Below are 19,557 nucleotides of genomic sequence, written 5' to 3'. Positions count from 1 at the left end.
TACCAATGGCATGGCAGAGTAGCCAAGTTCGGCAGGGATAAACGCTGAAGGCATCTAAGCGTGAAGCCCCCCTCAAGATGAGATATCTCATAGCAAAAGCTAGTAAGACCCCTTGAAGACGACGAGGTGGATAGGACAGAGGTGGAAGCATGGCAACATGTGTAGCTGACTGTTACTAATAGGTCGAGGGCTTGACCATAAGCACTTAGGTGTGCAGTGGTTCATAGGATAGAACAAAAAAGGATGATTGAATAGTTTGAATGTGTGGTTTTGAAGGTATATAAGCCTTCGTGAAGAGCAATTCTTCGAGATAATCCTTGATAGCTCAGTCGGTAGAGCACGCGGCTGTTAACCGCGGTGTCGTAGGTTCAAGTCCTACTCAGGGAGTTGTGTTTATCTTTATGATAAATATAGACATCCGTAGTTAAATATGGTAAAATTTATATGTATCCGGCTCCATGGTCAAGCGGTTAAGACACCGCCCTTTCACGGCGGTAACAGGGGTTCAAATCCCCTTGGAGTCATTTGGCGACATAGCCAAGTGGTAAGGCGTGGGTCTGCAACACCCTGATCACCAGTTCAAATCTGGTTGTCGCCTTTGTTGCAAAGAGCTTCAAATTCTTATTAATTAAGAATTTGAAGCTCTTTTTTTGTAAAAACAGTGAAGGCCTGTTTCAATTGGAGTTAAAGCGCCTGCTGAACTACCACGAAGTGGTAATACAGTAAGAACAAGCAGCTTTAGAGGATTGTGAATAGCTGCTTTGACTAAAAAGGGAAAACTACAATAATAAAAAAAGCCGGATTTTCAAGAATTTACTACATGGTGATTGAATGTCTGGTATGCTAATATGGTCTGAGGTGATTGCGGAAGCAAGCAAAAAGAAATAATAATTGTTTTAGAAAGAAGATATTCATGTGGGATATCAATATTTACGATGACTTGGTTTAAGAAGGAGAGTTGCCTCATGAAAGAATATTTATACAAAGTACCAGATAGTAAAAAAATCAGAGTAATTATCGATACGGATGCCTGCGCAGAAGGGGATGATCAGTTTGCCATTGTCCACGCCCTGTTAACGCCAAAGTTTGAGGTGGTTGGGATTGTTGCTGAACAGTTTGGAAGCAGCGAAGGTCAGAATAGCATGGAGAAAAGCTATGAAGAAATTAAAAGGATTTTGCAGCTGACCGGGCTGGAAGGTAAGATACCTGTATTCAGAGGGGCGAAAAGCGCATTAAATGACGAGAAGACTGCCAACATTTCAGAAGGTGCAAGTTTTATTGTAGAGGAAGCTTTGAAAGATGATTACCGTCCCTTATTTGTACTTAATATGGGAGCCATAACAAATCTGGCATCGGCATATCTGATGAATCCCGAAATAGCGGATAAATTGCTTGCTGTCTGGATAGGAGGAGGCCCATATCCCACAGGCTACATGGATTTTAATTCCGCAAATGATATCAATGCAGTGAATGTGATCATGTCTTCCTCCATGGAATTATGGCAGATTCCGCTTACTGCATATACAATGATGCAGGTTTCTTTTCACGAATTGTTTGAACGGGTGAAGCCATGTGGTGAGATTGGAAATTATCTGGTCGAGAATTTAATGCGTGTCAATGAGTTGGAATGTGCAATGAGTTTTGATTTCCTTCCATTTGCACAGAATATCAGCAATGCAGCAAAAACGATGGTAATCCGTTCCGGAGAAGGCTGGTCACTGGGTGATAATCCGGCAGTTGGCGTGTTAATCACACCACAAACAAGGGACAGCGAAGAAAGACGTGCACAAAAAATGAATCCGGATGGCAGTTATGGAGAATATGTCAGTGAAAATCGTACAATTCGCGTTTACCATAGTATAGACAGCAGGGTCATTCTTGAAGATATGTTTGCGAAGATACGATATCATTTTGGAAACTGAAAATTCTAAGATAAGAAGGGGCGGTTGCAAGACAATGACTATAAATCAGTCATTGGTTTTGCAACGGCCCCTCAGCATTGCAACATATCTTCGCTCTCAAGATCGAGGGCTCCGGGAGTTGAAGTGGTGAAGATACTATGTTCTCATAGATGTTGGAATATTCTGTTCAAAAGAGGATGCATCATAATATGGAACATAATCAATGCATATGGATGGCCTGTTCTAAATTGGTCAAGGCCTGCTCAAGGATACTCCTGGGACATGCGATATTGATGCGTTCGAATAGAGCTGTTTCTTTTCCGAATATAATGCCACCGTCCAGCCAGAGTCCGGCCTTATCGGTAACAAGTGTTTCAAGTTCCTTATAGGAGAGTCCCAATCCGCTGCAGTCAAGCCAGATCAGGTAAGTGCCTTCCGGCTCGATGAGCTTGATTTCAGGCAGCTGTTCATGGATAAATGCTCTGGCATAATCCAGGTTCCCTTTTAAATATGTTTTGAGCTCATTCAGCCAGTTCGCTCCGTGTGAGTAGGCTGCCTGGCATGCAACGAGCCCGATGGTATTCAACTGGCTGTATCCGCTGGCATTGAGCTGATGGAGGAATTTTTTTCGCAGAGTTTCGTCAGGAATGAAGATATTGGAAATCTGCAGCCCGGCCATATTGAATGTTTTGCCTGGAGAGGTGCATATGATGGAATTTCTTGCGAAGTCTTCCCTGATTGAAGCAAATACGGTATGGGTGTGTCCTGGGTAGGTGAAGTCGCAATGGATTTCATCAGATAAGACAATGACATTGTGCTTCAGACAGATGCTTCCGATTCGTGTAAGCTCATCCTTTGTCCATACGCGTCCGACTGGATTGTGGGGACTGCAGAACAGGAACAGTTTCACGTTTTTATTTATGATTTTTGATTCGAAATCCTCAAAGTCAATCGTATAGCGCCCGTTTTCATAAGCAAGCTGATTGTTGATCAGCCTGCGGTTATTGTCCAGAATACATTCAGAGAATGGATAATAGACAGGCTGCTGCAGCATGACGGCATCCCCTTCTTTTGTGAACGCTTTGATTGCCAGGGCAATGGCGTAGACCACGCCTGGCGTTTTGACCAGCCAGTCTTTTTTTACGTCCCAGTTGAAATGGTCTGCAAACCAGTCATGCAGTGGATTAAAGTAGTTGTCTTTGGCTTCGCTGTAGCCGTAAATGCCGTGAGACACCGCTTTCCTGATATCATCCAGAATTTCTTCGGGGAGACGGAAGTCCATGTCGGCAATCCAGAGCGGCAGTAAATCGTCTCGGCCCTTGCGTTCCATTCCAAAATCATATTTCAGGCTGTTGGTGTTCCTGCGCTCGATAATTTCATCAAAATCTGTAATCATAGTATTCCTCCAATCTACTGCAATGCCTGTGATAAGTCATCAATCAGATCATCAATATCTTCAATTCCGATAGAAAGCCGTAAGATCGTATCCGTTATCCCATTTCGCTCTCGTTCTGCCTGGGGGACATCGGCATGTGTCTGGGTCATTGGATATGTAATTAAAGTTTCCACGCCGCCGAGGCTTTCGGCAAAACGGATCAGTTTTACCCGGCTGAGAATGAGACTGGCTGTTTCGGCATCCTCAACTTCAAAGGTGAGCATGCTGCCGAAGCCGCGGGACTGGGATTTGCTGATTTCATATCCAGGATGGGTAGGAAGGCCTGGAAAATAGATATTTCTGACTTTTGGATTGTGCTGAAGCCATCTGGCGATCTCAATGGCATTCTGTTCCTGCCTCTCCATGCGGATGGATAAAGTCTTGATTCCTCGCAGAATCAGCCAGCTGTCAAATGGAGCTAATCCGGAACCGATGGTCTTTATGATAAATCTGAGCTTTTCAGATAATGCTTCGCTGTTGACGACAAGGAATCCGGCCAGAGTATCGTTGTGGCCGCCAAGGAATTTTGTTCCGCTGTGAATAACGATATCCGCACCTAAGTCAAGAGGATTTTGAAAATAGGGAGAAAGAAAAGTGTTGTCCACGATAAGGAGCAAACCATATTCTTTCGCGATGGCGGCGGTTTTGCGGATGTCGGTGACATTCATCATGGGATTGGTAGGGGTCTCGACATAGATTGCCTTTGTGGAAGGCTTTATATACGAAGTAATGTCATCCCTGCCAGTATCGGCATAGTCAAATTCGATCAGGTTTTTCCTGTTTATATTGTCGAACAACCGGATGGAACCGCCGTATAAATCATTTCCGGATATGATATGGTCTCCTGGCTTAAAAAGCTCCATAAGAGCGGCAATAGCGGCCATTCCGCTTGAGAAGGCAAGGGCGTCATATCCATTTTCAAGGGAACAGACGACTTTTTCGAGATGTTCTCTTGTGGGATTCTGCAATCTGCTGTAGTCATAACCGGTGCTGTTTCCCAAACCCGGATGCGCGAAGGTCGCTGACTGATAGATGGGAAAGCTGATGGCGCCTGTATTGTCACAGGACGAAGTGATCTGATTGCCATAGAGGCACTTTGTTGGAAAGCCATAATTTACAGGTTTATTCATTTGGAAACTCCTCCTTCATCTTCTTTCAAATTCGCATTCCATATTCAACATCCGAAAAAATTCGGAGGATCGTCAGATAGCAGTATAAATCATATTAAATATATAGGAATACTATAAATATATAACAGGCAAGAGCGAGAGTCAATAAATTTTTTCGCTGTATTACAACAAGGGGGGGCGATTATTTATGGAAGGCGGTAAATTCTGGAATTTTATATTTGTGAAAACAAGTTGAAATGACAGGGCAGAAGTTGTATAAATAAAGTATAGAACAGATAGGGAAATATCAGAAAATATAACTGGATAAAGGAGAAGGACCTATGAAGAAATTTGTGAAGGATGTTTTGATCGGGATTCTGGTTGTTATTGTTGTCATTATTTTTGAATTTATCGTAACGATTCCTTTTGGATTGCCGTCGGAGGGCATAGACAGAGAGAGCTGGAGGAAGATCATGAGCAGAGAGTTTCTGGTGACGGCAGTTCCGGCAGGCCTTACTACATTCGTATTCGCGCTGCTGCTGAAGACCGGAACCCGAGCGGATGCGATCAGAAGGGCTGTTATCTGGACGCTGCTCCTTGGGCTGAACTATTTCCTGATGGGAATAGGAAACGATAATCTGGATCTGATTTATGGAAATATAGGCATAGTTGCATTGCTGGCATGTGCATTTCTGGGTCCGGTTGCGGTGATTGTTATTAAGAAATTGAAGTAGTTTTCATACAAAATAAGCATGAAGGAAATACCTTGATTGGAGGGTTTCTTTCATGCTTATTTTTTTCCTCATAAGAGTGGAGAGTCAAAAGCTCATTTACAAAATAGTGTTCGTCAATTTGCACAAGTTTAACCAATGAGGACGTGAATCAAAACATGTTCATTCGCAGCGCGCTCTCGCTTAGATGAAGACGTAGTGGTACATAGGGCCGCAGAATACGCGGCCCAAATACCAACGTCTTCATAAAGCTGCTCATTAAACAATGTTTTGTATCACTGGATGTCAGATGGCGTATGTGTAAATTGACGAAGCCGAGGGTTACGATGACCTTTTGACCCTGGTATCATTTCATAAGAAAGTTTTTTGGAACAGAAACGCTCCGTATAGAATACAAGCGCCTTTAATCAGAAATTTACGCAAAGTTTATATTACAAAAATATTTCGTTAACAGTCCGATGTTAAATTATTAAAGTAAGATAGATTAATAGAACCCAGCTATTGAGAGCTCCTGGAAGAACGTAGTTCTGAATAGCCGTAATAGAACGATAATTCCGGTGCCGTATGGAAACGGATAACGGTAATCGGACAAATAATAAGAAAGGTACCGAGGGAACAATGGAGAATGGGATTGTGAGCAGCAGTAGGACAGATGATAATAAGCTGAATATTGAAAAGTGGAAGGCGAAAAATCCTGGAAAACTGGATACAGATAGCAATGATTATGAAGGAAGCTGCCAGGAGGGAAGCGAGCCTGGTATTTCTTTGCAGTACATGAGGCGAAATGTAAAGAGGGATATCATGGAAAAAGTAGTGGAAGCGATTTTCCTTCTCTGCGCCCTGGTCGGAGTTGTGTCAGTAGCCGCGATTATTGTGTTTGTATTTGTCAAGGGAACACGTCCTTTTGTCGGAGCGGATGCATACAGCCTCAGGGACTTCCTGACGGGAACGGTATGGGCTCCAGGTAATGGTGTGTATGGCATTTTTTACATGATAACAGCCTCAATCCTGTCGACGGCAGGAGCAATACTGATTGGAGTCCCAGTCGGCGTGCTTACGGCAGTATTCATCGCGGAGGTGGCCCCGGAAGGCATTGTAAAGATTGTGAAGCCGGCCATTGAGATTCTGGCGGGAATTCCTTCTGTGTTATATGGTGCTTTCGGTCTCGGAGTCGTAGTGCCTATGATTATGAAGGTGACTCCTCAGGTACAGGGGCAGTCCCTGCTGGCGGTCATCATAGTACTTTCCATCATGATTCTTCCTACAATTGTGTCTCTTTCTGAATCGGCGATACGTGCTGTTCCAAAAGCATACAGGGAGGCTTCGCTGGGAATCGGAGCGTCAAAGGTGCAGACAATATTCAAGGTCGTCCTGCCTGCAGCGAAATCAGGCGTACTTTCGGCAACGGTACTCGGAATCGGAAGGGCAATCGGTGAAACCATGGCGGTTATGATGATAGCTGGAAATCCCACAGCAGGAATGCCCGAGAGCATATGGTCAATGGTAAGGCCTTTAACAACGAATATAGCAATGGAAATGAGCTATGCCTCCGGAAGGCAGTCAGAAATGCTTTTTGCAACAGGCGTGGTGCTCTTCCTATTCATAATGATGGTAAATATGACACTGATCAAATTAACTCAAAAAGCAGGAGAAAAATAATGTTATCAAGAAAAGTGAAAGACAATATAATAAAAGTTCTTATTTACCTTTCGGCTGCAGCAACGGTCGGAATACTGGCAATCATCATTGGATTCATATTTATCAAGGGTATACCGGGAATCAGTATTAATTTCCTGACCAGGGGGTATGAAGACAAAACAACCTATGTGACGACTGAGCTTCTTGAAGCTTCAGAGGATACCGGAAACGATGGAGAGGTTTATGTATCCAGGCTTGGCATCACGCTGGCATTTGATGGGGAAAATGCACTGGCCATTACTGAAATTGATAAAGATTCCCCTTTGAAAAAGGCAGTGGATGAAAATGGAAACACTTATGAAGTAAAAAAAGGCGATGCCATAACAAGAATTGGAAGGTATAAGGCAAGCAGCGAGCTGAAGGATATCGATGCAGAGGATGAGAAGGCGAAGGCAGAATTCCTGCAGAAAGCCGTGGATGAAGTCAATGGCCAGGAAGATCCGACAGTAAAGCTTAAGGTTGTCAGAATCGGCGGAGGTATCGTTCCCATGGCGGTAACGACCCTTTACATGATTGCCCTTTCGCTTCTGATTGCGGGACCGATCGGCATTCTGGCCGCGGTATATCTGAACGAGTATGCGAAGCCGGGAAAAATCATGTCAGTGATTCATTTTGCCATTCAGAACCTGGCAGGCATTCCGTCAATCATTTACGGCCTTTTCGGATCTCTATTTTTCGTACAGATCCTGAAGATGCAGTATTCCCTGCTTGCAGGTGCGCTGACAGTCAGCATTATACTTTTACCGACAATTATTACAACAACGGAGGAAACACTTAAGGCGATCCCGAATACCTATCGTGAATCTTCTCTGGGGCTTGGAGCGACACAGCTTCAGACTATAAGCCGGGTAGTCCTTCCGAATGCGCTGCCGGGAATCCTGGTTGCAATTCTGCTAAGCATAGGACGTATCGTTGGAGAGTCTGCAGCACTTCTTTTAACGGCGGGAACAGTAGCCCAGATTCCCCAGGCATTGTTTGGCAACTCGGCCAGCGGTGCGACCCTGACAATCAAGGCATACACCCTGATGAAAGAGGAAAACAATCTGACAAGTGCCTGTGCAATAGGTATTGTTCTGATCGTGATCATCGTATTGATCAATGTGGCTTCCAAGCTGATTACGAATAAGTTCCTGGCGAAGAAGGGATTGCAAAAATAACCGGCTGGTATGGAAATCTGGCAATCGGGAATTAAAAAAACAGCTTTATTACATATAAGAAGAACAGGGTGGGCAAATGGGTAAAAAGAAGATTTTGGCAATTGATGATGAAAAAAATGTGCTTGATCTGATTGAACATTATATGACCGAAGACGGATACGAAGTGGTACAGACAAATAAAGGAAGGCGTGCATTGGAAATCATTAAGGAAGAAAATCCGGATCTTGTTATTCTGGACTATAGGATGCCGGAAATGGATGGAATAGAAGTCCTGAAAGAAATCCGTTCGGACAAGGAATGCGGGAGGATTCCGGTCATTATGCTGGCATCCGTCAGTGACGAATACTCTAAAGTGACAGGGCTCGAACTCGGTGCGGACGATTATCTGACGAAGCCTTTCGGAGTCCATGAACTGATGGCCAGGGTAAAAGCCGTGCTGCGAAGATCAGGAAGAGTGGATCTGCTCATAGAAAATGGAGAAGAGGAAGCTGAAAAAATAAAGATTGACCGGATTACCATAGACAGGATGACAAGAGAGGTCATAGTGGGAGATAAGGTGGTTGAACTTTCAATGATGGAGTTTAATCTTCTCTATTTTCTGGCAAAAAACAGGGGGAGGGTGTTTTCCAGGGAGATTCTTCTGAGTAAAACTGGAGCCCATGAAGGCAGTGGAAAAGCCAGATCCATCGATGTTCACATGAGGAAACTGAGGCAGAAGATAGAGGAGGACGATACAAACCCGGTCTATTTAAAGACTGTGCGGGGAGTTGGATATAAATTCGCATAAACTGCATTGAATGAATTGCAGAATCAGCAATTTTGCGCATGCAGAACTCAGGTTTTCATGCAAAATCAGCATAAAAATGCCCCGCGAGATAAGGAATCTTAACAATTAAACTAGAATTAACATTCATTTACACAAACTTTAAAAGCGCAAAATATTCCATTAACAGAGGCATGATATATTGTTTCATGTAGGGGAAATACAAAATAATAAAATTCCAGGAGGAAATGAAAAATGAAATTGAGAAAATTAATTACAGTGGCGATGGCATGCATAATGGTATTCAGCCTTGCAGCATGTGGATCAGAAAACACACAGGAAGACGCAGCAGCAACTGAAACCACAACAGAAGAAAATAAAGCAGAAGAAGTAGAAGAAACAGCAGAAGCGCTCAGCGGAACAGTAGTGATCACCGGTTCAACATCAGTAGAAAAAATACTTACAGACATGATTGACGAGTTTACAGCTCTGAATCCGGATGTAACAATCGAATATACTGGAAACGGTTCATCAGCAGGCATCAAAGATACGAAAGCAGGCATAAACAACATCGGTGCTTCTTCAAGAGAAGTGAAGGATGAAGAAAAAGAAGATACCCTTGCAGAAGAAGTATTTGCTTATGATGGAATCGCAGCAATCGTAAATCCTGCAAACGAAGTGCAGGATATCACAATGCAGCAGTTATCTGACATCTATACAGGAAAAATCACGAACTGGAGTGAAATTGGCGGAGCAGATGCAGAAATATTCATCGTTTCCAGAGAAGAAAGTTCAGGAACAAGAAGCGCATTTGAAGAACTTACAGGAGTTGCAGAGGCAGGCGGACTTACCAGCAGCGCGGCAGTATCAGAAGGCAACGGACCGGTTCAGGCAGCAGTAGCAGGAAATGAAAATGCAATCGGATATGTATCATTCTCGTTCATCGATGACACGGTAAAAGCGTTGAAAGTAGATGGCGTTGAACCGACAGCTGAGCTTGCCAAAGCAGGAGAATACAAACTTTCAAGACCTTTCTTATTCGTTTACTACGAAGACAAAGCTACAGATGCAGGCCTTGCATTCCTTGAATTCGCACTTTCAGAAGAAGGACAGATCTGCGTGGAAGATCATGACGCAATCACAGTTGATTAATCAGACAGAACAAAAAACAGATTCGAAGTAAACTATAACAACCGGCCAGTTCCAAAAGTCAGATACATGACTTGGAGCTGGCCGGTATTTTTGTGTTTTGACAGTAACTGTTCAGAGCTCCGGTTCTGCAAGGTGTTTTCATGTTTTATTTACATGAAAACAAATAATCTTCCGTCCTGTACGATAGAGATTTTAAGAAGCAGGATAGATGAAAAAGAGCAGTTCTTATATTAAGAACTGCTAAAGAAATTATAGTGTAATTTTTAGAAACTCCGAATTTAAAAGGTGGATTTGAAAAGAAGTGTGTAAGAAACATGTTTAGGTGAACTGATCAAACGGCTTCGAATTCACACAGCATTTCTTTGATAGAGTCCTGGTTTTCGGAGCCGTTAAATTCGATTCTGACCGGCCGTGCCAGATTCAGGCTGAATATTCCAAGTATTGATTTGGCATCCACCATGCATCTTCCGGAAATCAGGTCGATGTTATCCTCAAACTTTGATATGACATTCACGAAATTTTTAACCTTGTCTACTGAATTCAGACTTAACTGCATACGTTCATCTCCTTTTATCTGTTGTGATCTGGTACGCATTTAATATAGCATGGAGAGGTAAAAAGCTAGTCCGGAGAAGGTAAAATGAATGTAAAAAATGGGAGGGTGTTTTTAACTTTTTGTTCTTTGGCTATTGGAGCAAGGATGACTTCGCCCTTGACACATCTTTATCCATAAAATATAATTAATAATAGTTGATAGATTTATATCGGTTTTTTTATAAAAGGGAGTAGTTTTAATGCATAATCCAACAGACGCGGGATACCACCTGGGTGTGCATGCCAATTTTTGGTTACAAGACTTTTAATGGAATTTGTGAGGAAGGCTTTTCTTTGCATTCATTAAGGGTCTTTTTTTGTAAAGCAGGAAATTGCGACCTATTATATGAAAGCATTCAGTACAGATTCTTTTTTAGAAAAACTGGTAGCCAGAGAATAAAAAGGAGGATACGAATGAAGCAATGGTATAAATTAACGGCGGAGGAAAGCCTCAGGGAAATGAATGTAACTACGGAGGGGCTGGCGCCAGATCGGGTTCTGGAAATCCGAAAAGAAAAAGGTGAGAACAGCCTTCTGGAATCGAAAAAGAAGAGCGTGCTGCAGGTGTTTTTAGAGCAGTTTAAGGATTTTCTTGTAGTGATTCTTGTAGCTGCAGCTGTGATTTCAAGCCTTTCCGGCAATATGGAAAGTACGATTGTAATTCTTGCAGTCATTATTCTGAATGCGGTTCTTGGAACGGTTCAGCATGAAAAGGCCCAGAAATCCCTGGAGAGCCTCAAATCGCTTTCGGCACCGAATGCAAAGGTGATCAGAGATGGAAAAAAAGTTGAAATTCCTTCAAAGGAAGTGGTGCCGGGAGATATCCTCATGCTTGAAGCGGGGGATATGGTCGTGGCTGACGGAAGGATTATCAGCAATTATTCCCTGCAGGTAAATGAAAGCTCCCTGACAGGCGAATCCACCAATGTTGATAAAAGCGATATTACACTGGACGAAGAAATGCCTCTCGGAGACCGCATCAACATGGTGTTTTCGGGAAGCCTTGTCACTTACGGAAGGGCTTTGGTCCTCATAACGGAAACCGGTATGGAAACGGAAATCGGCAAGATCGCATCGCTCATGAATGAGACAAAGGAGAAAAAGACTCCGCTTCAGGTAAGCCTTGATGAGTTCAGCAGCAAGCTGGCCATGGTCATTCTGGTAATCTGCGCCATTGTTTTTGCGCTGAGCATGTTCCGTAAGATGCCCATTCTGGATTCTCTTATGTTCGCAGTAGCACTCGCAGTAGCTGCGATACCAGAAGCCCTCAGTTCTATCGTTACGATCGTACAGGCCATGGGAACGCAGAAAATGGCAAGGGAAAATGCAATCATTAAAGAACTGAAAGCGGTAGAGAGCCTCGGTTCGGTATCTGTTATCTGTTCGGATAAGACAGGAACCCTGACCCAGAATAAAATGACGGTGCAGCAGGTATATGTCGGTGAAGAGACGCTTGAAATCGATGATATTGATCTGAAAAACCAGCTTCACAGATACCTTCTCTATGATGCAATCCTTGCCAATGATGCGTCCATTCACAATGGCGTGGCTGTTGGGGATCCGACAGAATATGCGCTTCTTGAAATGGCCAGAAAAATTGAGCTTTTAGATGACGAAATCCGCAACATGATGCCCAGAATCGATGAAATCCCATTTGATTCTGACAGGAAGCTTATGAGCACAAAGTATGGGCTTCGCGGAATTCCGACAATCCTTACAAAAGGCGCTTTGGATGTGCTTCTCGACAGAACGGTTCAAATCAGGACAAATGAAGGAATCAGAGAAATTACAGATGCTGATAAAAACCAGATTCTCCATAAGAACCAGGAATTCTCGGAAAAAGGACTTCGTGTTCTTGCATTTGCTTATAAGGAAGTGGAAGAAGATCATGTCCTGAAATTAGAGAGTGAAAACGACTATATCTTTCTTGGCCTGATTTCCATGGTAGATCCTCCAAGGGAAGAGTCGAAAAAGGCAGTCGCAGACGCAAAAAGAGCCGGTATCCGGCCGGTAATGATCACAGGCGACCATAAAGTGACGGCAGTCGCGATTGCCAGACAGATCGGCATTTTTGAAGACGGAGACCTTGCGCTTACAGGCGTTGAACTTGATGCTTTGTCAGAGGAAGAGCTCGATCAGAAGATTGCATCCATTTCCGTATATGCCAGAGTTTCCCCGGAAAATAAGATCAGAATCGTAAATGCATGGCAGAAACGCGGCAATATCGTTGCGATGACAGGGGACGGCGTCAATGACGCTCCGGCATTGAAAAAAGCAGATGTCGGCGTAGCCATGGGAATCACGGGAACAGAGGTTTCGAAAGATGCGGCATCAATGATTCTTTCGGATGATAATTTTGCTACAATTATCAAAGCGGTTGCCAATGGACGTAATGTATACAAAAATATCAAGAATGCAATCCATTTCCTTCTTTCGGGAAATATGGCAGGTATTTTGAGCGTGCTCTACACAAGCATTCTTGGGCTTCCGGTGCCGTTCCATGCAGTGCATCTTCTGTTCATCAACCTTTTGACAGACTCCCTTCCTGCAATTGCAATTGGTATGGAGCCGGCCGAAGCGAACCTTCTCGATGAGAAGCCGCGAGATCCTAAAACGGGGATACTTACAAAGGAGTTTATGGCTCTTCTGGCAGTCCAGGGCGGCCTGATCGCGATCTGTACGATGATTGCATTCCATATCGGTCTTGCAGACGGCGGCAAGGCAGTCGCAAGCACGATGGCGTTTTCAACCCTTACCCTTGCAAGGCTGTTCCATGGATTCAACTGCAGAAGCAAAAATTCCATATTTGCGATTGGATTCCGTAACAACATGTACAGCTTGTATGCGTTTGCTTTAGGTGTAGTTCTTCTGACACTTGTGCTGTTTGTTCCGGTTTTACAAAGACTGTTCGAAATTGCGGAACTGACCGGCGGACAGCTGGCGATGATTTTTGCGCTTGCAGTAATGCCTACTGTACTGATCCAGCTTGGGAAAATGATCCAGATAAAGAGAAGATAATGATCAAGTTGTAAAAAAGAACTCAGAAATCACTTTTTGCAGATATTCAGGAAGCCGTCCTGGGTACCTGCAAGACAGGAGGTTATTATGAGAAAAAATCAATTAGTTGCCTGGATTCTGGTGCTGGCGCTGATGGGCACAGCCACGTCATGCACATCAAAAGAGAGTGATGGAAAGCTTGCGGATTCCGAAGAAACCCAGACGGAAGAGGAAGCAACCGCAGAAACGGGTACAGAAGAAACGGGTACAGAAGAAACTGGTACGGAAGAAACAGAACCAGAGGAAACGGATCAGGAAGAACCGGGAGAATCCGGGGAGGCAGACAAGGAACGCATCATGGCGGAGTTCAATGGAATGGTTTCAGCAGAGGATGTGGAGCTGAGCAAAGTGATCCTGTTCATGCAGGAAAATATGAAGTCTGTTGGCGAAGAACAAGGAACTGCCATGGTGCTCAGGCTGGAAGAGCTGCAGACAGCCAAACAGGCGGAACTGGAAGAAAAATTCTATGGAGGGACAATCCAGGAGGCTTTTCAGCAGTCTGGTCTTGGCCTGGAGGAAGTGAACCTTCCGGAACTGATCCAAAACAGCGAGCTCAAGGCGCTTGTAACTTTAGCTAAGGAGAGCGGCTATAAGATCGAGATGGCAGAAGGCTCCTGCTTCCCTGTCATCGATTATTCGATCTATCAGCAGTTTGGGTCCTATACAGCAATGGATATCAGGGATTATATCGATATCATGGCAGTTGAATCCGGAAAAAGGTTCGCAAGGGATGCGGCTCTGGGCATCGGATGGGACGAGGTCGTCGAGCGTGCAGTCCTGCAGGAAGCGTTTTTAAAAAGCTACCCGGATTCAGGGAAGACGGCGACGGTAAAGGAACTATATGAGCGTTACGAGCATATCACCATGAATGGGCTGGACAACACGCCTTTATTTGATTATGGAAGCCGGAAGATGTCGGAGGAGGCAAAGAATGCCTATTCGGCAGCCCTGTCACTGGACAGAGGCAGCGAATATCTGGATAAGCTTGGAGCATTTATGAAGATTGCGTCAGAGAATGGCTATGTGCTGACGGCTGAAGTGAAGGCTTTTATTCAGGCGAATTAGGTCACAGGGGATAATTGAATTTGGATTATGCGGCCTGTCCATAACCTTATTATCATATCGAGGTATTTCGGTGGGAGCATGGATCCTGCTGAAATAAGTAAGCCCCTCCGTTTGAAGATGCGGAGGGGCTTATTGACGATGTTTAAGTCGGGGTTCAGATTCAGCAGATGCAGTGCCATATAGACTCATATGTTTTTGCGGTTTTGTTCAAAAAACGAATAGTACATTTTTGACAAACGCAACTATCATATTTTGATGTTACCTTCTGAACATATATAATGGTAGACATTTGATTAATAGTGTAATAAAATGTAAAAAGTGGGGACATAATAATAAAAATAGGAGAAAAATAAAAAAATGGGAAAAGTACAAAAAGTACTGTGTCAATTTATGTTTTGTCAAGAAAATGCAAAGCAGATATTTAATAGTTTAGAGAAAGAGAGAATTGTGAAGAGATGCATATCATTCAGGGATTGATACATTTAATCAGGGCGATACCTTTGGCAGCTGCGATTTATGCTGCGTTGTTAGCAATTTCATGGCTAAGAAAAAAAAGAAGTTTAATACAAAGAAGAAAAATGATTTTTGAATTTTTCTTTGTTGTTTACATAATAGCAATTTTAGATATAACGGGTATTATAGGTATGCAATTTAATATCGATTGGTTCATTCATTCATTAAGTTCAATTGGCTTTCATACACAGATAGATAAAGGCACGCTGTGGATGATGATGTTAAATATGGCTTTATTTGTTCCGTTAGGTATTTTGATTCCTATGGTTATAAGCAATATGAAATGGAATGGGATAAAAGTTTTTGTTTTAGGGTTTTGCTTCTCCATCGCAATAGAATTTTTACAGATGTTCGGTGGCAGAATGTCAGAAATAAACGATGTGCTTATGAATGCATTTGGAACACTTATGGGATATTTTATCTTTTCGATATTGATTCGTATAAATGAATTGAAAAAAGAAAAGGATGTATGATTGATCAGTCATGGAATATATGATGGTGGAATATAACTATTCAGAACCCCTGTCTCGCGAGGTGTTTTTATGCTGAATTTGCATAAAAACACGAGACATGCGTGCGCCAAATTGCTGATTTTGCAATTTGTGTGCATCATCTGTGACTATGAAGGATGTAGTCTTGAATAGTTACGGCGGAACTATATAATTCGCTGTCATATTAATGCCATGGCAACGGGTTTTGCTCAAGAAAACGAATACCAGGTTGACACATGGGAAAAATAGTAATATACTAAGCAAGTAAGAAACAAACGGAGTAAGAATGTCCGGAGTTGCTTAAATGAATATTGGCGCGGGGTGGAGCAGTCTGGAAGCTCGTCGGGCTCATAACCCGAAGGTCACAGGTTCAAATCCTGTCCCCGCAATTTTAACACCATTTCTTAGAAGGCGTGAGGGCCTTGAGGAAATGGTCGTTTTTATATCCATATAAAAATAATTCTGGAAAAAATCACGAGGGGAGATAAGGGTATGAAAAAAGAAGATCTGATGGACGAAGAACCGGTCCTCAAAGGGAAAGGCGGCGGCGGATGGCGCAACAGCCTGCGCGTCGTCATCATGATGGTGGCTCTCTGCGTATTTTTATATTCGGCTTATAATCTTTTTTATATTTTTATGGAGTACCGGGATGGGGAAAAGGAATATGAAGATCTTCAGAAGTATGCGGTGGCTGTAGAAGAACCGGAAGCGGGTTCTGAGACGGGCGGAGCTGATGGAACCGGGACTGAGGAAGATAAAGCTGATGATGCGAATGACGGATATGTAGAAGTCGATTTCGCAAAGCTGCAGGCTATTAATCCAGAGATTGTCGGCTGGATCTATTTTCCGGGAGTCGGCATAAATTATCCCGTGACGAAGACGACGGATAACAGCTATTATCTTACACACACGTTTGAAGGGACCGAAAACAGCGCAGGAAGCATTTTTATGGATTTTGCCAATGACGGTGGCTTTGCCGACACGAACACGTTCCTGTACGGCCATAACATGAAGAATGGCTCCATGTTTGGTCTGCTTGGGAGATATAAGAAGGAAGCGTATTTTAGGGAACATCCGTATTTCTGGATCTGTACGCCGACAGGAAAATATAAATACCAGATATTTTCCTGTTATGTGACGGATGCAGCAAGCAAGAGCTATACCAGGACCTTTGCAGCAGAGGCCGAGTATGCAGAATATCTCGACATGCTCAGGGAGCTGTCGGGTTACGATACGGGTGTTGATGTGACCACGGCGGACAGGATGGTCTCGCTTTCGACCTGCACCTCCATATCCGAGGACAGCAGGTTCCTGGTCCATGGAAAGCTTGTTGAGAGTGTGACGGATCAGGCCGTACAGAAATAGCAATTCTTTGCATGCGAAACTCGGGTTTTTATGCAGAACCAGCATAAAATGCCTCGCAGGGCGGGGGCTAAAACAGTTGCCAAATAGTAAACAAATAACAGGAGGTAGAGTCAATGTATCGTGCAGATGAAAACAGATATGAAAAAATGAAATATTTAAGGTGTGGAAGAAGCGGAGTCCTTCTTCCGAGGGTAGCCCTCGGCCTTTGGCATAATTTTGGATCGGTGGATCCGCTTGAGAACCAGAAGAAGATCCTGTTCAAGGCATTTGACAGCGGGATTACGCATTTTGACCTGGCCAATAACTACGGGCCGGTTCCGGGATCGGCAGAAGAAAATTTTGGTCGGATATTGAAAAGCGATCTGCAGTCCTACAGGGATGAGATGATCATTTCAACAAAGGCAGGATATACCATGTGGGACGGCCCTTACGGCGACTGGGGATCAAGGAAATATCTTGTTTCAAGCCTGGACCAGAGCCTGAAGAGAATGGGATTGGAATATGTAGACATTTTTTACCACCACAGGCCGGATCCGAACACCCCTCTTGAAGAGACCATGGGAGCGCTTTCAGATATGGTCAAGCAGGGAAAAGCCCTTTACGTGGGGCTGTCCAACTACCGTTCTGAAGATACCAGGAAGGCGGCGGAAATCCTCAGGAAAAACGGAACTCCATGCCTGATCCACCAGCCAAGATATAATATGTTCGACCGCTGGGTAGAGGAAGACGGACTCCTGGATACTCTGAAAGAAGAGGGAATCGGCTGCATCACGTTCAGTCCGCTGGCCCAGGGCGTGCTTACAGACAGATACCTGAACGGCATTCCGGCAGGCTCAAGAGCAACAAAGAATGTATTCCTGAAGGAATCCGACATTACGGAAATGAAAATGGAAAAGGTTAAAAAACTGAATGAGGTTGCAATCGGAAGAGGCCAGACGCTGGCAGAGATGGCCCTTAGCTGGGTGCTGAGAAAGGACAGGGTCACCACAGTTCTGATTGGCGCAAGCAAAGAGAGCCAGATAGAGGACAATATTAAGATTGTGGAAAAACTGGATTTTTCAGAGGACGAACTCGATGCCATCGAAACAATATTGGGATAAGCTTTAAAGATTCGGTCACGGGTTTCGCGCGAAAGGAAGCAGCAATGGAATACAATGTAGGAGATATCGTAAAACTGAAGAAAAAGCATCCCTGCGGCAGCTTTGAGTGGGAGATCATGCGCGTCGGAGCAGACTTCCGCCTGAAATGTACAGGATGCGGCCATCAGATCATGATAGCCAGAAAATTGGTTGAAAAAAATACGAAAGAATTAAAGAAAAAAGCTTGATAATAATATCCGGGTATGGTAAAATTGTACTTCGTGATATATTAAGATTATCCTTGTTCCCAGCTCGACTGGGAGCCAGAGACCAAAAGGAGGTAAAACGCATGAACAAATATGAATTAGCAATCGTTGTTAATGCAAAGATCGAAGATGAAGAAAGATTAGCTACTGTAGAAAAAGTTAAAGAATACATCGCACGTTTCGGTGGTACAGTAACTAAAGTAGATGACTGGGGTAAGAGAAGATTAGCTTACGAAATCCAGAAAATGAAAGAAGGATTCTACTACTTCATCCAGTTCGAATCTGATTCAAATTGTCCAAACGAAGTTGAAAAAAACATTCGTATTATGGAATCCGTAATCAGATATTTATGCATTAGACAGGACGCATAATATAAGAAAGAGGAGATTGTATGAACAAAGTAATATTAATGGGGCGCTTAACTAGAGATCCTGAAATGAGATATTCACAGGGTGAACAAAGTACTGCAATTGCAAGGTTTTCATTGGCGGTAGATCGTAGATTTAAACGTCAGGGAGATCCTGATGCAGACTTTTTTAACTGTACAGCATTTGGCAAACAAGCTGAATTCGCTGAGAAATATTTACGACAGGGCACTAAGATGCTTGTTAGTGGCAGAGTTCAGAACGACAACTATACGAACAAGGAAGGTCAGAAGGTTTATAGTGTCCAAATCATGGTAGATGAATTGGAGTTTGCTGAGAGCAAGAATGCAAGCAGTGAAAACAACTATCAGCCTGCATCGAGACCATCACCGAGTATGGCTTCGGGGGATGGATTTATGAATATACCTGACGGTATTGATGAAGAATTACCATTCAATTAAAATTATCTAATACGGAATTAGATAGAAGGAGGTTGTGTTATGGCTTATAACAGAAATGAAAGAAGCGATTCTCCAATGAAGAGAAGAGGCGGACGTAGAAGAAAGAAAGTTTGTGTATTCTGTGGAAAAGAAAATAATGAAATAGATTACAAAGACGTTAATAAATTAAAAAGATATGTATCTGAAAGAGGAAAAATTCTTCCTAGAAGAATCACAGGAAACTGTGCAAAACATCAGAGAGCTCTTACAGTAGCGATCAAGAGAGCAAGACATATCGCTTTAATGCCTTACACTTTAGATTAATTTCTGAGTTTACAAGGGATTGAACGACCAGGCCGAAGGCCAGGTACAAAAT

At 43.4% G+C, this 19,557-nt stretch carries 18 protein-coding genes, 4 tRNA genes and 1 rRNA gene; 20 read left to right on the top strand and 3 right to left on the bottom strand.

Annotated elements, in window-relative coordinates:
- The 5 genes from BJR36_RS17655 to BJR36_RS17635 all read left to right on the top strand — a co-directional run.
- Window positions 1-199 (top strand): 23S ribosomal RNA (locus BJR36_RS17655); the annotation flags it as partial.
- Window positions 200-314: 115 nt separating this feature from the next.
- Window positions 315-387, top strand: a tRNA-Asn gene (locus BJR36_RS17650).
- A gap of 65 nt (window positions 388-452) precedes the next feature.
- Window positions 453-524, top strand: a tRNA-Glu gene (locus BJR36_RS17645).
- Between the two features lie 3 nt (window positions 525-527).
- Window positions 528-598, top strand: a tRNA-Cys gene (locus BJR36_RS17640).
- A gap of 367 nt (window positions 599-965) precedes the next feature.
- Entirely contained in the window at window positions 966-1,922 is a 957-nt protein-coding gene (locus tag BJR36_RS17635) for a nucleoside hydrolase (protein ID WP_091236755.1), read from the top strand.
- Between the two features lie 199 nt (window positions 1,923-2,121).
- Here the strand turns inward: BJR36_RS17635 and BJR36_RS17630 are convergent, their stop codons facing one another.
- Together BJR36_RS17630 and BJR36_RS17625 are read right to left on the bottom strand one after the other, a co-directional pair.
- Window positions 2,122-3,297, bottom strand: coding sequence for a MalY/PatB family protein (locus tag BJR36_RS17630; protein ID WP_091236754.1), 1,176 nt, complete (start codon window positions 3,295-3,297; stop codon window positions 2,122-2,124).
- 14 nt (window positions 3,298-3,311) lie between these two features.
- On the bottom strand, window positions 3,312-4,466 hold the full coding sequence (locus BJR36_RS17625; RefSeq protein WP_091236753.1) for a trans-sulfuration enzyme family protein: 1,155 nt from the start codon (window positions 4,464-4,466) through the stop codon (window positions 3,312-3,314).
- A gap of 320 nt (window positions 4,467-4,786) precedes the next feature.
- Between BJR36_RS17625 and BJR36_RS17620 the strand changes: the two genes are divergently transcribed.
- The 5 genes from BJR36_RS17620 (at window position 4,787) to BJR36_RS17600 (ending at window position 9,946) form a co-directional block, all read left to right on the top strand.
- Window positions 4,787-5,179, top strand: coding sequence for a hypothetical protein (locus tag BJR36_RS17620; protein WP_091236752.1), 393 nt, complete (start codon window positions 4,787-4,789; stop codon window positions 5,177-5,179).
- Window positions 5,180-5,809: 630 nt separating this feature from the next.
- Window positions 5,810-6,835, top strand: coding sequence for a phosphate ABC transporter permease subunit PstC (gene pstC, locus BJR36_RS17615; RefSeq protein WP_330387988.1), 1,026 nt, complete (start codon window positions 5,810-5,812; stop codon window positions 6,833-6,835).
- Complete coding sequence (gene pstA, locus BJR36_RS17610) at window positions 6,835-8,031, top strand: phosphate ABC transporter permease PstA (protein WP_091236751.1); 1,197 nt, start codon at window positions 6,835-6,837, stop codon at window positions 8,029-8,031. Before pstC ends, pstA begins: the two co-directional genes overlap by 1 nt.
- 76 nt (window positions 8,032-8,107) lie before the next feature.
- On the top strand, window positions 8,108-8,818 hold the full coding sequence (locus tag BJR36_RS17605; RefSeq protein ID WP_091236750.1) for a response regulator transcription factor: 711 nt from the start codon (window positions 8,108-8,110) through the stop codon (window positions 8,816-8,818).
- A 231-nt stretch (window positions 8,819-9,049) separates the two neighbouring features.
- Window positions 9,050-9,946, top strand: coding sequence for a phosphate ABC transporter substrate-binding protein (locus tag BJR36_RS17600; RefSeq protein ID WP_091236749.1), 897 nt, complete (start codon window positions 9,050-9,052; stop codon window positions 9,944-9,946).
- A 331-nt stretch (window positions 9,947-10,277) separates the two neighbouring features.
- Here the strand turns inward: BJR36_RS17600 and BJR36_RS17595 are convergent, their stop codons facing one another.
- Entirely contained in the window at window positions 10,278-10,502 is a 225-nt protein-coding gene (locus tag BJR36_RS17595) for an HPr family phosphocarrier protein (RefSeq protein WP_091236748.1), read from the bottom strand.
- Window positions 10,503-10,954: 452 nt separating this feature from the next.
- Between BJR36_RS17595 and BJR36_RS17590 the strand changes: the two genes are divergently transcribed.
- From BJR36_RS17590 to rpsR, 10 genes are all read left to right on the top strand, one after another.
- The gene (locus BJR36_RS17590; protein ID WP_091236747.1) at window positions 10,955-13,558 is read left to right on the top strand and encodes a cation-translocating P-type ATPase; all 2,604 of its coding nucleotides are present in this window, start codon (window positions 10,955-10,957) and stop codon (window positions 13,556-13,558) included.
- An 87-nt stretch (window positions 13,559-13,645) separates the two neighbouring features.
- Complete coding sequence (locus tag BJR36_RS17585) at window positions 13,646-14,662, top strand: hypothetical protein (protein WP_091236746.1); 1,017 nt, start codon at window positions 13,646-13,648, stop codon at window positions 14,660-14,662.
- Window positions 14,663-15,162: 500 nt separating this feature from the next.
- Window positions 15,163-15,648 (top strand): VanZ family protein, encoded by a 486-nt coding sequence (locus BJR36_RS17580; RefSeq protein WP_242875646.1) that lies wholly within the window; start codon window positions 15,163-15,165, stop codon window positions 15,646-15,648.
- Window positions 15,649-15,981: 333 nt separating this feature from the next.
- Window positions 15,982-16,055: transfer RNA gene (locus BJR36_RS17575), tRNA-Met, on the top strand.
- Window positions 16,056-16,158: 103 nt separating this feature from the next.
- Window positions 16,159-17,031 (top strand): class B sortase, encoded by an 873-nt coding sequence (gene srtB, locus BJR36_RS17570; protein WP_091236744.1) that lies wholly within the window; start codon window positions 16,159-16,161, stop codon window positions 17,029-17,031.
- Between the two features lie 113 nt (window positions 17,032-17,144).
- Window positions 17,145-18,131, top strand: a complete 987-nt coding sequence (mgrA, locus tag BJR36_RS17565) for an L-glyceraldehyde 3-phosphate reductase (RefSeq protein ID WP_091236743.1) — start codon at window positions 17,145-17,147, stop codon at window positions 18,129-18,131.
- 44 nt (window positions 18,132-18,175) lie between these two features.
- Window positions 18,176-18,358, top strand: a complete 183-nt coding sequence (locus BJR36_RS17560) for a DUF951 domain-containing protein (RefSeq protein WP_091236742.1) — start codon at window positions 18,176-18,178, stop codon at window positions 18,356-18,358.
- A gap of 101 nt (window positions 18,359-18,459) precedes the next feature.
- On the top strand, window positions 18,460-18,747 hold the full coding sequence (gene rpsF / locus BJR36_RS17555; protein WP_091236741.1) for a 30S ribosomal protein S6: 288 nt from the start codon (window positions 18,460-18,462) through the stop codon (window positions 18,745-18,747).
- Window positions 18,748-18,767: 20 nt separating this feature from the next.
- Window positions 18,768-19,202, top strand: a complete 435-nt coding sequence (locus BJR36_RS17550) for a single-stranded DNA-binding protein (RefSeq protein ID WP_091236739.1) — start codon at window positions 18,768-18,770, stop codon at window positions 19,200-19,202.
- Between the two features lie 39 nt (window positions 19,203-19,241).
- Window positions 19,242-19,505 carry a 30S ribosomal protein S18 gene (gene rpsR / locus BJR36_RS17545; RefSeq protein WP_091236738.1) on the top strand — a complete coding sequence of 88 codons (264 nt, stop codon included), beginning with the start codon at window positions 19,242-19,244 and terminating at the stop codon, window positions 19,503-19,505.
- Window positions 19,506-19,557: the final 52 nt, after the last annotated feature.

Origin of the sequence: Anaerobium acetethylicum (genome assembly GCF_900096945.1) — a bacterium.
Taxonomy (GTDB): domain Bacteria; phylum Bacillota; class Clostridia; order Lachnospirales; family Lachnospiraceae; genus Anaerobium; species Anaerobium acetethylicum.
This window is presented reverse-complemented; position numbering and strand designations above follow the sequence as displayed.

Excerpts from the sequence above, each read along its gene's own strand:
- rpsF (WP_091236741.1), top strand. The coding sequence starts at position 18,460 with ATGAACAAATATGAATTAGCAATCGTTGTTAATGCAAAGATCGAAGAT.
- srtB (WP_091236744.1), top strand. The coding sequence starts at position 16,159 with ATGAAAAAAGAAGATCTGATGGACGAAGAACCGGTCCTCAAAGGGAAA.
- BJR36_RS17630 (WP_091236754.1), bottom strand. The coding sequence starts at position 3,297 with ATGATTACAGATTTTGATGAAATTATCGAGCGCAGGAACACCAACAGC.
- rpsR (WP_091236738.1), top strand. The coding sequence starts at position 19,242 with ATGGCTTATAACAGAAATGAAAGAAGCGATTCTCCAATGAAGAGAAGA.
- BJR36_RS17625 (WP_091236753.1), bottom strand. The coding sequence starts at position 4,466 with ATGAATAAACCTGTAAATTATGGCTTTCCAACAAAGTGCCTCTATGGC.
- BJR36_RS17635 (WP_091236755.1), top strand. The coding sequence starts at position 966 with ATGAAAGAATATTTATACAAAGTACCAGATAGTAAAAAAATCAGAGTA.
- BJR36_RS17590 (WP_091236747.1), top strand. The coding sequence starts at position 10,955 with ATGAAGCAATGGTATAAATTAACGGCGGAGGAAAGCCTCAGGGAAATG.
- BJR36_RS17600 (WP_091236749.1), top strand. The coding sequence starts at position 9,050 with ATGAAATTGAGAAAATTAATTACAGTGGCGATGGCATGCATAATGGTA.
- BJR36_RS17585 (WP_091236746.1), top strand. The coding sequence starts at position 13,646 with ATGAGAAAAAATCAATTAGTTGCCTGGATTCTGGTGCTGGCGCTGATG.
- BJR36_RS17595 (WP_091236748.1), bottom strand. The coding sequence starts at position 10,502 with ATGCAGTTAAGTCTGAATTCAGTAGACAAGGTTAAAAATTTCGTGAAT.
- BJR36_RS17620 (WP_091236752.1), top strand. The coding sequence starts at position 4,787 with ATGAAGAAATTTGTGAAGGATGTTTTGATCGGGATTCTGGTTGTTATT.
- mgrA (WP_091236743.1), top strand. The coding sequence starts at position 17,145 with ATGTATCGTGCAGATGAAAACAGATATGAAAAAATGAAATATTTAAGG.
- BJR36_RS17550 (WP_091236739.1), top strand. The coding sequence starts at position 18,768 with ATGAACAAAGTAATATTAATGGGGCGCTTAACTAGAGATCCTGAAATG.
- BJR36_RS17560 (WP_091236742.1), top strand. The coding sequence starts at position 18,176 with ATGGAATACAATGTAGGAGATATCGTAAAACTGAAGAAAAAGCATCCC.
- BJR36_RS17605 (WP_091236750.1), top strand. The coding sequence starts at position 8,108 with ATGGGTAAAAAGAAGATTTTGGCAATTGATGATGAAAAAAATGTGCTT.
- pstA (WP_091236751.1), top strand. The coding sequence starts at position 6,835 with ATGTTATCAAGAAAAGTGAAAGACAATATAATAAAAGTTCTTATTTAC.